Below are 12435 nucleotides of genomic sequence, written 5' to 3' on the forward strand. Positions count from 1 at the left end.
GTTGTGCTGTCAGATGTTGCCATCTGACAGTTTGTTGGATCCAGAAAATTGATTAACAGTTGAGTTTTGTGTCGGATAGAAATATCCGACACCATGGGAAAGATCATTTGATTTTAAGATCAAGTTTCCCGTTCGTTGTGCAGTCAGATGTTACCATCTGACTGGTGACTGAATTGATACCCAAATGAATAATCACGATTTGTGTCAGATAGAAATATTGGACACCACATCCATCGCCACAATAAAACAAGGATCTTCAAAATATTAAGCATAAAGCTAAACAGTTTATTAACTTTGCTTTTACATTCATTCATCATCAAATATTCACTCATTCAAAATTCATTCATTCAATATGACCGTTTACGGAATTCCAAATTGCAATACAGTTAAAAAATCGCTCGATTGGTTAAAAGCACATCAGGTTGATTTTGAATTTCATGATTTCAAGAAAAAAGGCATTACAACTGAAAAATTAAATGAATGGTGTAATACTTTCGGTTGGGAAACGGTATTAAACCGCAAAGGTTTAACCTGGAAAAAACTCACTAAAGAGGAGCAGGCTAAAATTGATAACCAGGATTTGGCAATAGCTTATTTAAAAGAAAATACCAGCGCCATAAAACGCCCGATTATTGAGCAGAACAACAAAGCCATATTAATTGGGTTTGATGATGAGAATTATTTAAAAACACTAGCCTAATTCAATTGTTTTAATGTTAAAGTTTGTTAAATGCAGCTTTTAAATGTCGAACTAAGTTACTTTTGAATATGTACAAACTGATCATTTTTCTATTGCTTGCCTTGCCAGTTGGTGTTTTTGCACAAACGGTAACCACAGGTACGGTTTTCGATTACTCGAAAAAAACGCTCTCTCTTCCTGGTGTTAGCATCAGAAATCTGAACAGTAAAAAATCAACCAGTACAAATAATGAAGGTAAGTATACCATTAGTGCCAATATTGGCGATCTTTTAGAGTTTTCTGCCGTAGGCTACCATACCGATACACTGTACTTAACCAACCTGTTAAATAGAACAATATATCTTCCGGTTAAATCGAACAGTTTAAAAGATGTAGATATTACAGCAGTGCGGATGAATAGTCAGGTTACAGATGCGAAAGATCCATTGGCCGAAAAATATACGCTATTGAGTACAGGTGGAAACCTAAACCGTAAGCGGATGACCGACAAGGTTGGTGGCTTAAACCTAAACCTTGGCTATGGTAAATACAGAAGACAACAACGAAAAGAGGCCGATTTAGAGGAAAAGGAAATGTATCTCCAGGAAATTGATGAGAATTTTACCGCAAAGGCCATTACTGATATGACCAAGCTAGAGGGGGAGGAACTTAAAAACTTCATGATTATTTATCGCCCTTCGGTAGAGACAGTAAAGGCAGAAAGGCCATACCGTTATGCTTATTATATATCCCGTGCCTTTGTCGCATGGAAAAAATTAACCCCGCAAGAAAGAAAACTGCAGGATTTGCCCAAATTAAAAGCGAATTAATAAATACTCGTCCCTGAATTCATTTCAGGGTCTCTTTACATGAAAGGCGCTGACTACGTAGTAGCTAAAAGACAATTGAAAACACTATTTCTACTTGTAAATAAATTTACTTCGTAGCTTTCCACTTCGTTACAGGTCAGCATGTCGGCTATCGTTAGGAAAGGAAATTAAAATTAACAAATACGAGTAAATATTAACCGAATTAAAGTTTAAAAAGCCTTTTTAACTACATTATAGCCATTATTGGTAACATTATAACCACATATCAATCTATATGTGGTTATTTTTTATATTTACCGCCTGATTACAACCTTATTATTATCATGAAATTGACTAAACTAATAACTTTCTGTTTAGTTTGTTGCGTTTTTGCCTTTTCTGCATCTGCCCAACAAGCTACAACACCAGCACCAGCTACCAATTATAACCCTGCTGAAGCCTTTGGACCATTATTTTATACACAAAACGGGAATGAATTCCGCTCTGCAATTGGGGCACCCGGCCCAAAATATTGGCAGAACCGCGTTGATTACAACATTACCGCTAGCCTCGATGAAACAAAGAACATGGTTACAGGTACCGTTACCATTACTTACAAAAATAACAGTCCCGATAAATTGCCTTATTTATGGCTGCAATTAGACCAGAATACTTTTAAAGAAACTTCACGTGGCTATGCTATTACGCCAGCGCGTAGCCGTTATGGTGCACAAGGGGAAAAATTTGATGGTGGTTATAAAATCCAGAACATCAGTGTATCGCAAAAAGCTGCTGCTGTAAAATTTACTTCTTTGGTAGAAGATACGCGCATGCAGATCCGTTTAGACCAACCAATGGCAGCCAATGGCGATATTGTAACGATTAAAATGGATTATTCTTTTGTTGTACCAAAAGAGGGATCGGACAGAACAGGACATTTAACTACAAAAAACGGTGAAATTTTTGCCATTGCACAGTGGTTTCCACGCATGTGTGTATATGATGATGTAATTGGATGGAATACTTTGCCGTATTGGGGCGGCGGTGAATTTTATTGCGAGTATGGCGATATTAATTTTGCCATTACCGCACCGGCAAGCCATATTGTAATGGGCTCGGGCGAGTTGTTAAATCCTGCAGAAGTTTTTACCCCAGAACAATTAAAAAGGTGGAATGCCGCTAAACTAAGCGATGCTACCGTTCACATCCGTACAGAAGAGGAGGTAACAGATCCAAAATCCCGTCCGGCGAAAGATAAATTAACCTGGAGATTTAAAATCTTAAATGCACGCGATGCGGCTTGGGCTTCATCTAAATCTTTTGTGTTAGATGCAGCAAGAATCAATCTGCCAAGCGGTAAAAAATCTCTGGCTGTTTCTGCACAACCTGTAGAAAGCAACGGTGTTGATGCATATGGCCGTGGTGTAGAATATGTAAAATCTACCATTGAGCACTATTCAACCAAATGGTTCGAATATCCATATCCAATGGCGGTTAATGTAGCAACCAATATTGGCGGTATGGAATATCCTGGTATTGTGTTTTGTGGTTGGAAAGCTAAAAAAGCAGGTGCCTGGGGTGTAATCGATCACGAATTTGGTCATACCTGGTTCCCGATGATTGTGGGGTCTAACGAGCGTAAATATGGCTGGATGGACGAAGGTTTTAATACTTTCATCAACGGTATTTCTGAGAAAAATTTCAATAATGGCGAGTACGCTAGTCCTCCTGCTGATTTAAACAGGATCGGTAAAGCCGTTATTGGTAACCCAATTTACGAAAACATTATGCAGATGCCAGATGGTATGGCCGAAAGAAATATCGGGGTTAACCTGTACAGTAAACCGGGATGGGGCCTGGATATTTTAAGAACGCAAATTTTAGGCGAAGACCGTTTTGATTATGCTTTCCGCCAGTACATTAAAAACTGGGCATTTAAACATCCAACCCCATTTGATTTCTTTCGATCGATGGAGAATGGCGCAGGCGAAGATTTAGCCTGGTTCTGGAGAAGCTGGTGGTTAAACAACTGGAAAATGGATCAGGGTATTGCCAGTGTTGAGGCCGTTAAGCAAGACGGTAAATTGGTGGGCTACGCAATTAAAGTTGTAAACCTGGAGAAAATGCCAATGCCGATTATCCTGCAGGTTAAAACCAAAAGCGGTAAAACGGATATCGTAAAAATTCCTGTTGATGTTTGGATGAAAAACGCAACTTGGTTGGTACGTTATCCAACAACTGAAGAGATTGAATCAGTTACTTTAGATCCTAATAAAGTATTACCAGATTCGAATACGGATAATAATACCTGGACAGCCACAGGTAACTAATTTAGCCTGAATAATTATTATAGCCTCCTGATTTTAAAAGATCAGGAGGTTTTTTATTGCAAACAACCGACGGTTTACTAATTCTTATCAAATAATTTAGCACCAGTTAATTTACAGCGAATGGAAAAAACTAATTTAGAAATTACCAACCCCGCAGGCATATACGATCCCCGTTCGCATGGATATTCCCACGTCGCTTCGGTTTCGGCCAATTCCTCACTTGTATTTGTGGCGGGCCAGGGTGGTAGCAGAACCGATGGCGTACTGAGTGATGATTTCAGGACGCAGGTAAGTATTGTCTTCGAGAATATCGCTTTAGCCTTAAAAAGTAAGAATTTAGGTATGGCCAATATTGCAAAGCTCACTACATTGGTGGTAGATTATGATGAGGAGAAACACGAAATCCTGATCGAAGAATCAAACAAAATATGGCCTGATCAGAAATTTCCTGTAAACACGCTTATTCCGGTACAAAGATTGGCCTTAAATGGCATGTTAATTGAAATTGATGCCACAGCCATTGGATAAATTCAAAGACTTTAAGATGGAAAAAGGAGAACGCAAAAACGTTTATAAGGCTTACAATAAAATGGGTAAGTGGTTTGCCCAAAACCGTTATGCTGGTTTAGAGGAGAAAGCCTATTTAGACGGTTTACTTAAGCGGATGCCTCCAAATGCAAGCATTTTAGATTTGGGCTGTGGTAGCGGAAAACCTATATTGGAATACCTGATCAGCCAAAATATAAACGTTCTCGGAATCGATGCCAGTGAGCAGATGCTAGAGTTGGCCAGACTAAATTTTCCCGACACACAGTTTATGCTAAAAGATATGCGTAAACTTGATTTGGGTGAAAAATTCGATGCAATAATTGCCTGGCACAGTTTTTTTCATCTTCCAGCAGCCGATCAGCCTGGTATGTTCGGTATTTTTAAGCGTCACCTTAAACCAAATGGCATTTTGTTGTTTACCTCGGGAACGGATAGCGGAGAGGTTTGGGCGATGAACGGTGGTGAAAACTTATTTCATGCTTCTTTGGATACAGAGGAATATCAATCGTTGCTCGAATCGAATCAATTTGAGGTGCTTACACATAAAATAAACGACCCCGACTGTGGGGGCGCAAATGTTTGGATGGCGCAATATAAACCCTGATAATTTTGCCTTAACTTTACAGCATGGCCGAACAGCAAAAAAACAATCCCTTACACGGTATCACCTTAGAAAAAATTGTAACCGATCTTCAGCTACATTACGGCTGGGAAAAACTGGGGTCACTAATTAGGATTGATTGTTTTAACAACAACCAAACTATAAAATCGAGCTTAAAATTTTTAAGAAGAATGCCCTGGGCCCGTAAAAAGGTAGAAGAATTATATTTTGATACGTTTCATAAATGAGATCTAATGAGTGAATTTTGAATGAGCGAATGTGCTAGTGATCAAATCCAACATTCCTTCAATCAGCCATCCAGTAATTTCTTCATTCAATCATCCTGTCATTCTCTCATTCAATAATTATCTCACCTTGCAACCTTTATCCGCGTATACTCGTCATCTTGATCTAAACCTTGTCTAATGAAAAATATTTTTTATTGTTTTTTGCTGATGCTTGTACTGGGCAGTTGCGCTATTTCAACCATGACAACGTTCTATTCCATGTCGAAAGGCAAAATAGATACCCCTAAAAAAGAAAGTTACCATGTAGTTTATCAGGCCAGCTTTGGCGATGGTTTAAAAGCTGATGTAGCTTACACCGATGAAAATGGAAAGGAGACTGAACTAAGCGAGGTAAGTGGCATCTGGGAAAAAAGTGTTACCCTAAAATCAGGAACACATGTTCAGCTTACAACTTTTGCCACTGCTAAGCAAAAATCTAAAGGTGAGTATAAAATCCTTGTTGACGGAAAGGTAGTATCTGAATATGTGCTGAGTGGAAAAAAGTTAAAATATACCTTCGCTTTCGACTTGCCCTGATTCATGAGCAAAAAAATATTTTTTCTTGTCACATTTTAATTTTTTTGGTGTCTTATAGTTGAAACCTTAAAAAAGGGTTAATCAAACCAACCAACAAAAAAGACAATTTTAACTATGAAAACCTATTTATGGATGTTGCTGTGCATATTATCTACGAAAGTCTTCGCACAACAAGCGGGTAATATAAATGGAAAAATTATTGATGGGAAAACAAACCAGCCCATTGAATATGTGGGCATTATTTTATCGGGTAAAACTGATTCGACCAAAAAAGTAGGTATGGTAACCAACAAAGGCGGAGAATTTTCTTTTAATGCGGTTGCCAATGGTGATTACAAAATCAGAATTTCGGCCTTGGGTTACAATTCCATCACTAAAGAGATCAATTTGAACGGAAAGACTGTTAACATTGGCACCTTAAAATTGAAAGAGGATGCCATTGCCTTAAAGGATGTTGCTGTAAATGGCCGCTATGCAATAGCATCAGTAAAAAAAGATACCGTAGAATTTAATGCCGATGCGTATAAAACCAGGCCAAATGCTGCGGTTGAAGATTTATTGAAGAAGCTCCCGGGCGTAACTGTTGATAAAGACGGAAGTATTTTGGTACAGGGGCAGAAAGTTACCCGTCTAACCGTTGATGGAAAAGACTTTTTTGGCACTGACCCTAAAACGGCAACAAAAAACCTCCCTGCAGATGCCATCGCCAAAGTACAGTTGATTGACAGCAAAACTTTGGAAGCGAAAGCTACTGGTATTGACGACGGTCAGCGCGAAAAAGTATTGAACCTCACCATTAAAGAAGATAAGAAAAAGGGCTGGTTCGGTAACGCTAATCTTGCGGGGGGGACAACAGATAAATATGGAAGCTATTTAAGTGCCAACCATTTTAATAAAAACCTGCAATTTGCTGTTTTGGGGATGAGCAATAATACCAATGATGCCAGTTTTGGCTACGATGATCTGAGTAGTTTCAGCGGTGGAAATATCGGAAATATTTTTGCCCCACCTGCTGGGGGAAGTTTCTCTATCAGTAACAATAATGGTAAAACCACTATTGGCGGCAGCGGTGTTTTTGATAACAATGCCATTGGGCTCTACACCACACATAGTGGCGGAGTAAACTACAGTAATTCTTGGGGCAAGAATAATAAGTTAGCAATTAGCGGAAGTTATTTTACTTATTTTTCTTCTGGTTTAGGTAATAAATTATCCAATATTCAAGACTTAAGCTCAGGTGATATTTTGCGCACATTGGATAATACCGACCGCAATAGCAACAATCAAGCACACCGCTTTAATTTTAAAGCAGAATACCATCCCGATTCGTTAACAGATATGGTATTCCGTCCGAATGTGATCCTCAACAGTACCACCAACATCAACAACCGTACATTTAATGCTAATTTTGATGCTTCAGGAAAAGCAAATGATGGAAGCCAGTATTACAATCAGCATAATTTCACCCCGTCCTTATTTGGCGAGTTTACCGTGCTGAGGAGATTGGCCAATAAAAAAGGCTCGGTTTCGCTCCGGTTAAATGGTACACAGAATACCTTTAATTCCGACTGGTTAAATCAATCACTGCTTCATCAATATGTAAATGGTGGTACGACCGTTACCAATATCAATCAGCAGGCGAATCAGGAAAACGCCTCAAAAACCTATACCATCAACGGAAATTATGCCAGGCAGTTAAATCAAAAGTGGAGTGCTAATCTTGCTTACGGTTATACAAGAAGCATTGTTGATGCACAGCAGATTACCTTTGATTATAACCCGACTACCGATCGCTACGAAACCATTGTGCCATCCTTAACCAATACTTTCGATAATCATAACAGCCAACAAGTTGCTGGTTTGGGTTTTATCTACACCGGAAAGGATTGGACCTATAATTTCGGATTCAATGCACAGGAAAGTTTGTTAAATGCCAATGTATTTAATAACGTAGGTGCCAACATCGGCAATATTGAAAAATCGTATTACAACTTATTGCCGCGTTTAACGGTCAATTTTAAAAATAAAGCGAATCAAACCATTGCGATCAATTATCGGGCAAGCGTTAATCTGCCTTCCGTTACCGATCTGCAGCCTGTACAGAACAATACCAATCCATTATATCAAAGAATAGGGAACCCTGATCTCGAAGCTCGGAAAAACCATCGCCTATCGGTAAACTTCAATACCTTTAGTCCTGATAATAACCGCTATTGGAATGGATATTTCCTCTACAACTTATCTTTTGATGATACCGGAAATGATATTACTTATAACAATGGTATCCAAACGGTAAAGCCGATCAATGTAAATGGTAATTATTACCTGCGTGCCGGAACATTTTTTGGAATGCCATCAAAACTTAAAGGTTTAAGGATGAATTATGGTGCAAATTTCTTTACTGAACATAGAACAAACTTCATCAGCGGCGCTAAAAACATCACCAACAGGTTCGAAATCGGTCCGAACATTAACTGGAGTTATGATATAGATGATAAATTTAATGCCGGTATTTATGCTTATGTTGCCTATACCAAAGTTAATAATACGGCAGAATCAGCGATCGACAATAAATATTTTACGCTAAATAACACTTTAAATCTGAGTTACGAGTTCATTAAAGACTTACGGATAGAAGCTGATTTGGATCACATCGGTTCAGCAGGCCGCGCTGATGGGTTTAATAACAATTACTTTTTGCTTAACGCAGGCATAAACAAATATTTAATGAAACGCAGGGTAACACTGGGTTTAAAAGGTTTTGATATTTTAAACCAGAATACCAGCATTGATAGAATTGTAAACAGCAGCCGGATTGAAGATGTAAGGTATAACAACATCACCAGGTACTTTTATTTATCACTAAATTACAAGTTAACCAAAGTTGGCGCAAACAACCAACGGAGCAACCCGCGTAATACCGTTAATTAGGTGCCTAAAAATATCTTATCCCTAGTATACAGTCCATCTATACCTGGTGTTGAAATAGTTGTTTGTTGCGGAGATTAGTTTAGCTCTATGTAGTACGATATTTGTATCTTCGGGATAGAATAGGCTTGTTTGTAAACCTCAACATATGAAAAGAACTTTACCACTCATTTTTGCAATTTTGATAACCCTGTCCTTTTCGGCATGTAAAAAAGGCGACATTAAAACCCTAAACAGTATTGGTTATGGATCGTCGTTTGGGATGTGTGTAGGCTATTGTTCCAATAATTTACTCATTAGCGACCTGAAACTTACTTTTTCTAAATCGAAAAACGGGCAAACAGCTGATACCAAAACCTGTAGCAAAACAATCTCTGAAGCTGATATAAATGCGATCAAAAAAGAATTGAATTTGGAGAAGATTTCTGCCCTGCCTGAAGTAATTGGCTGTCCTGATTGTGCTGATGGAGGAGCAGAGTGGATTGCCATTAATGCCGATGGCAAACAATATAAAATTACTTACGAGTATGGTAAAGCACCAAAAGAATTAGAAGCTGCAGTTGCGCGGCTGAAGGTTTTGAAAGATAGTTTTAAGGATTGTAATTAAGTTTTAATTTTATCATCGTGCCTTAACAATAGCACTTCTGATTTCGGTTCCTTCAAATGTTATTCGTTTATCCCGTGTGCTTACCAGTTCGGAGAGCTCATATACATTTCTATAACCATAACCATATAGATTAATATAAGTAGGAATATTTAAGGCCAATGAAATTGGGGCTATTTTTTTCTTTATCAAAACAGGCACAACTACTTTACTGGCAAAATTTGCCTGGTCATCTATAAAATTATTATTGCAATAGATTAATATTTTGGTATCCGCATTTGGTATAATCCTTAACAGATTTTGTTGTGTGAAATCAGAAAAATTTAAATGAATGGCACCCTTAACATGTTTGCGTTTAAATAGACTGTCAGAACGTGTATCTAAAATAATAGTGCCTTTCTCTTCAGCCATTTTTAAAAAAGTTGGTAAATCTATTAGCCTACCTTTACGATGGGCTTTAACCTCAGGAATAAGTTTTTCGTAAGCATCAAAATCTACATTGGCCATTCTTTTAATAGTTGAAGAAGTTTGTGCATTACATAAGTATGCAACGCTACAGCATATAATGGTGATAATTTTTGTTTTCATTTTTAAACAATTGAATGTTAATTTCCACCTAAAATAATTGGTGCACTTTTGCCATTACCCATAATAATAACCTTGGTGTTGGCTGATTTTGCAATTTCTTTTTGAGCCAATATAGATTCGTATTGGAGCTGGCGATCGCTTAAGCCTGTAGAAAGAATGCGTTGGTAATCGGCAATTCCCTGCGCTTCTACTCTTTTCCGTTCTGCTTCCTGGCGTTCTTTTTGGAGTACAAATGTCATCTTTTGTGCATCTTGTTCTGCATTTATCTTAGATTCGATACTTGCTTTTACCGATGCTGGCAAGGTAATGTTACGCACCAAAAGCTGCTCTAACTCTAAACCTCTTTTGGCAAAACTCTTCTCTATGGTATTAAATATTTTCGATTGAAATTCATCCCGTTTACTCGAGTACAATGCAACGGCATCGTAAGCAACAGCATTATCGCGTATGGCAGTACGGGAAACCGGGCGTACAATCTTTTCCAGATAGTCGGTGCCTATTTCCCTTAAGATATTTGGAGCGGCACTCCCCTTTACCCTGAAGAGTACCGAAAGATCGATAATGACCTCCAGGCCATCTGCCGATAAAACACGTAAAGCATCATCAGTTTGTTTATTGCCCTCATCATGCACGCCAGACATGGTGTAGTTTTGTGTTTTAACATCAAATGGGGTAATTACCGCTATAGGATTAATTACATTTAGGCCGCTATATAAAACTTCATTATCTACCTTTCCGAAAACGGTTTTGACGCCAACTTCACCAGCATCAATAACTTTAAACATAGAGAAAGATAAGCCGATGATGACCAGTACTACACCGATAATTTTGGTGATATTGCTGTAACGGCCAACCAGATTATTTTGGCTTGATACTGCATAGCCGATAAAAATGATAATAATTCCAACGATACTTAAGAACATATAATTTAGATTTTTATTAAAGATAAAGTATTTAATATAATGGTGTGAAAAAACAGTTATGTATTTAACCCATTACTAACAGATATAACTTCTGTGATAGTGTCTAATTAGTCTCATGAAATTATGAGGTAATGAAATAAATTTGTTTTTGTTACCATTTTGGTAATATATTTGTGCATGCGGATTATTGCTAAAAAGACACTTGTTGAATATTACAAGAAACACAGCACCGCCAAGGCTAGTTTAGAGGCTTGGTACGGTGAGGTTGTTGAGCAAGATTGGAATATGCCTGCAGACGTAATTAAGTTGTATGCAACTGCAGATGTAATAACAGGTAAACGGTTCGTATTTAACATTAAGGGTAACGATTATAGGTTGGTTGCCGATATAGAATTTAAATTAAAAATTGTTTTTATAGTTTGGATTGGCACACATGCTAATTATGATAAAATTAATGTGGAGGAGGTAAAATATGTTAAAAGTAATTAAAACCGAGAATGAGTATGAGTTGGCTTTAGAAAGGGCCTACTTGTTGATGCAAAAAGATCTTGATTTAGATACCGAGCAAGCTGATGAATTGGATTTGTTAACATTATTAATAGAACATTACGAAGAAAGTCATTATCCAATTGCACCTCCATCACCAATTGAAGCCATCAAATTTAGGTTAGAACAATTGGGTAAAGCGCCAAGTGAGCTATCTAAAATTTTAGGTGCCCGCAGTCGCCAATCTGAAATATTGAGCGGTAAGCGCAAACTCAGTTTAAGTATGATTAGAAAATTACATGAGATTTTGAATATTCCGGCCAGTAGTTTGATTAGTGCTTATTAAGCTATTTTTTATCTAAAACGCTCAAACTAAGCCAAGATTGCTACAACTGCTTTCCAAAAAGTATTTAAACACCTAAATTAGATACTAAAAAAGGTTCAGCTTGACGAGCACGCCAAAGAGTTTGGGGAGAAAACCTTTGGCTGAAAACTCAAAACTGCAAACTGAACTGCAACTCCTTAATTTTCAATTGAAAACTGATAATTGCCAACTGAAAACTTTTTACGCTAACCCCTTGATTTTTAAAAAGAATTGTTCTACTTTTGCAGTCCGTTTTATGGGCTATCTGCAAGGATGCCGGGGGAGCGGTAAATTTTTTAATAAAAAAACATAAAAAAGCACAATGCCAACCATTCAACAATTAGTTAGAAAAGGTAGAGTAGCACTGGAGTTCAAGAGTAAGTCTCCAGCGTTGGACAGCTGTCCACAGCGAAGAGGTGTATGTACACGTGTGTACACCACTACCCCTAAAAAACCAAACTCAGCAATGCGTAAAGTAGCCCGTGTTCGTTTAACGAACGGTAAAGAGGTGAATGCTTACATTCCTGGGGAAGGTCACAACTTACAGGAGCACTCAATCGTATTGATCCGTGGTGGTCGTGTTAAAGATTTACCAGGTGTACGTTACCACATCATCCGTGGTGCATTAGATACATCAGGTGTAGCTGGTCGTAACCAACGTCGTTCTAAATATGGTACTAAACGTCCTAAACCAGGACAGGTAGTTGCAGCACCAACAAAAGGTAAAAAGAAATAATCGGGAGGAAATAA

At 37.9% G+C, this 12435-nt stretch carries 14 protein-coding genes; 12 read left to right on the forward strand and 2 right to left on the reverse strand.

Annotated features, from left to right (window positions below):
- Nucleotides 1-352 precede the first annotated feature (352 nt).
- The 9 genes from AC07VK_RS10065 to AC07VK_RS10105 all read left to right on the forward strand — a co-directional run bounded on the left by AC07VK_RS10065 (nt 353) and on the right by AC07VK_RS10105 (nt 9327).
- Nucleotides 353-700, forward strand: coding sequence for a Spx/MgsR family RNA polymerase-binding regulatory protein (locus tag AC07VK_RS10065; protein WP_492954094.1), 348 nt, complete (start codon nt 353-355; stop codon nt 698-700).
- 68 nt (nt 701-768) lie between these two features.
- Nucleotides 769-1509 carry a carboxypeptidase-like regulatory domain-containing protein gene (locus AC07VK_RS10070; RefSeq protein ID WP_492960210.1) on the forward strand — a complete coding sequence of 247 codons (741 nt, stop codon included), beginning with the start codon at nt 769-771 and terminating at the stop codon, nt 1507-1509.
- A gap of 323 nt (nt 1510-1832) precedes the next feature.
- Entirely contained in the window at nt 1833-3818 is a 1986-nt protein-coding gene (locus AC07VK_RS10075; RefSeq protein ID WP_492960212.1) for a M1 family metallopeptidase, read from the forward strand.
- Between the two features lie 120 nt (nt 3819-3938).
- The gene (locus tag AC07VK_RS10080) at nt 3939-4346 is read left to right on the forward strand and encodes a RidA family protein (protein WP_492960214.1); all 408 of its coding nucleotides are present in this window, start codon (nt 3939-3941) and stop codon (nt 4344-4346) included.
- A complete protein-coding gene (locus tag AC07VK_RS10085) occupies nt 4327-4971 on the forward strand; it encodes a class I SAM-dependent methyltransferase (protein WP_492960216.1) in 645 nt (214 codons plus the stop codon). The genes AC07VK_RS10080 and AC07VK_RS10085 overlap by 20 nt, the downstream gene beginning before the upstream one ends.
- Nucleotides 4972-4994: 23 nt before the next feature.
- Nucleotides 4995-5216: a VF530 family protein gene (locus tag AC07VK_RS10090; RefSeq protein ID WP_492960218.1), complete on the forward strand. Its 222-nt coding sequence runs from the start codon at nt 4995-4997 to the stop codon at nt 5214-5216.
- Nucleotides 5217-5393: 177 nt separating this feature from the next.
- A complete protein-coding gene (locus tag AC07VK_RS10095; RefSeq protein WP_492954089.1) occupies nt 5394-5792 on the forward strand; it encodes a hypothetical protein in 399 nt (132 codons plus the stop codon).
- Nucleotides 5793-5906: 114 nt separating this feature from the next.
- On the forward strand, nt 5907-8723 hold the full coding sequence (locus AC07VK_RS10100) for a TonB-dependent receptor (RefSeq protein ID WP_492960221.1): 2817 nt from the start codon (nt 5907-5909) through the stop codon (nt 8721-8723).
- A gap of 145 nt (nt 8724-8868) precedes the next feature.
- The gene (locus tag AC07VK_RS10105) at nt 8869-9327 is read left to right on the forward strand and encodes a hypothetical protein (protein ID WP_492954087.1); all 459 of its coding nucleotides are present in this window, start codon (nt 8869-8871) and stop codon (nt 9325-9327) included.
- Between the two features lie 12 nt (nt 9328-9339).
- Here the strand turns inward: AC07VK_RS10105 and AC07VK_RS10110 are convergent, their stop codons facing one another.
- On the reverse strand, nt 9340-9912 hold the full coding sequence (locus AC07VK_RS10110; protein WP_492960223.1) for a rhodanese-like domain-containing protein: 573 nt from the start codon (nt 9910-9912) through the stop codon (nt 9340-9342).
- Between the two features lie 17 nt (nt 9913-9929).
- Nucleotides 9930-10835, reverse strand: coding sequence for a prohibitin family protein (locus AC07VK_RS10115; protein ID WP_492954085.1), 906 nt, complete (start codon nt 10833-10835; stop codon nt 9930-9932).
- A gap of 177 nt (nt 10836-11012) precedes the next feature.
- Here AC07VK_RS10115 and AC07VK_RS10120 point away from each other — a divergent pair, with 177 nt between their 5' ends.
- From AC07VK_RS10120 to rpsL, 3 genes are all read left to right on the forward strand, one after another.
- A complete protein-coding gene (locus AC07VK_RS10120) occupies nt 11013-11324 on the forward strand; it encodes a type II toxin-antitoxin system HigB family toxin (protein ID WP_492960225.1) in 312 nt (103 codons plus the stop codon).
- Nucleotides 11308-11667 (forward strand): helix-turn-helix domain-containing protein, encoded by a 360-nt coding sequence (locus AC07VK_RS10125; protein ID WP_492954083.1) that lies wholly within the window; start codon nt 11308-11310, stop codon nt 11665-11667. The genes AC07VK_RS10120 and AC07VK_RS10125 overlap by 17 nt, the downstream gene beginning before the upstream one ends.
- 340 nt (nt 11668-12007) lie before the next feature.
- Entirely contained in the window at nt 12008-12421 is a 414-nt protein-coding gene (gene rpsL / locus AC07VK_RS10130) for a 30S ribosomal protein S12 (protein ID WP_029278631.1), read from the forward strand.
- Nucleotides 12422-12435: the final 14 nt, after the last annotated feature.

The organism is Pedobacter sp. GW821-FHT01D05, from assembly GCF_059422505.1.

Excerpts from the sequence above, each read along its gene's own strand:
- AC07VK_RS10125 (WP_492954083.1), top strand. The coding sequence starts at position 11,308 with ATGTTAAAAGTAATTAAAACCGAGAATGAGTATGAGTTGGCTTTAGAA.
- AC07VK_RS10065 (WP_492954094.1), top strand. The coding sequence starts at position 353 with ATGACCGTTTACGGAATTCCAAATTGCAATACAGTTAAAAAATCGCTC.
- rpsL (WP_029278631.1), top strand. The coding sequence starts at position 12,008 with ATGCCAACCATTCAACAATTAGTTAGAAAAGGTAGAGTAGCACTGGAG.
- AC07VK_RS10080 (WP_492960214.1), top strand. The coding sequence starts at position 3,939 with ATGGAAAAAACTAATTTAGAAATTACCAACCCCGCAGGCATATACGAT.
- AC07VK_RS10110 (WP_492960223.1), bottom strand. The coding sequence starts at position 9,912 with ATGAAAACAAAAATTATCACCATTATATGCTGTAGCGTTGCATACTTA.
- AC07VK_RS10085 (WP_492960216.1), top strand. The coding sequence starts at position 4,327 with ATGCCACAGCCATTGGATAAATTCAAAGACTTTAAGATGGAAAAAGGA.
- AC07VK_RS10100 (WP_492960221.1), top strand. The coding sequence starts at position 5,907 with ATGAAAACCTATTTATGGATGTTGCTGTGCATATTATCTACGAAAGTC.
- AC07VK_RS10075 (WP_492960212.1), top strand. The coding sequence starts at position 1,833 with ATGAAATTGACTAAACTAATAACTTTCTGTTTAGTTTGTTGCGTTTTT.
- AC07VK_RS10070 (WP_492960210.1), top strand. The coding sequence starts at position 769 with ATGTACAAACTGATCATTTTTCTATTGCTTGCCTTGCCAGTTGGTGTT.
- AC07VK_RS10105 (WP_492954087.1), top strand. The coding sequence starts at position 8,869 with ATGAAAAGAACTTTACCACTCATTTTTGCAATTTTGATAACCCTGTCC.
- AC07VK_RS10120 (WP_492960225.1), top strand. The coding sequence starts at position 11,013 with ATGCGGATTATTGCTAAAAAGACACTTGTTGAATATTACAAGAAACAC.
- AC07VK_RS10115 (WP_492954085.1), bottom strand. The coding sequence starts at position 10,835 with ATGTTCTTAAGTATCGTTGGAATTATTATCATTTTTATCGGCTATGCA.
- AC07VK_RS10090 (WP_492960218.1), top strand. The coding sequence starts at position 4,995 with ATGGCCGAACAGCAAAAAAACAATCCCTTACACGGTATCACCTTAGAA.
- AC07VK_RS10095 (WP_492954089.1), top strand. The coding sequence starts at position 5,394 with ATGAAAAATATTTTTTATTGTTTTTTGCTGATGCTTGTACTGGGCAGT.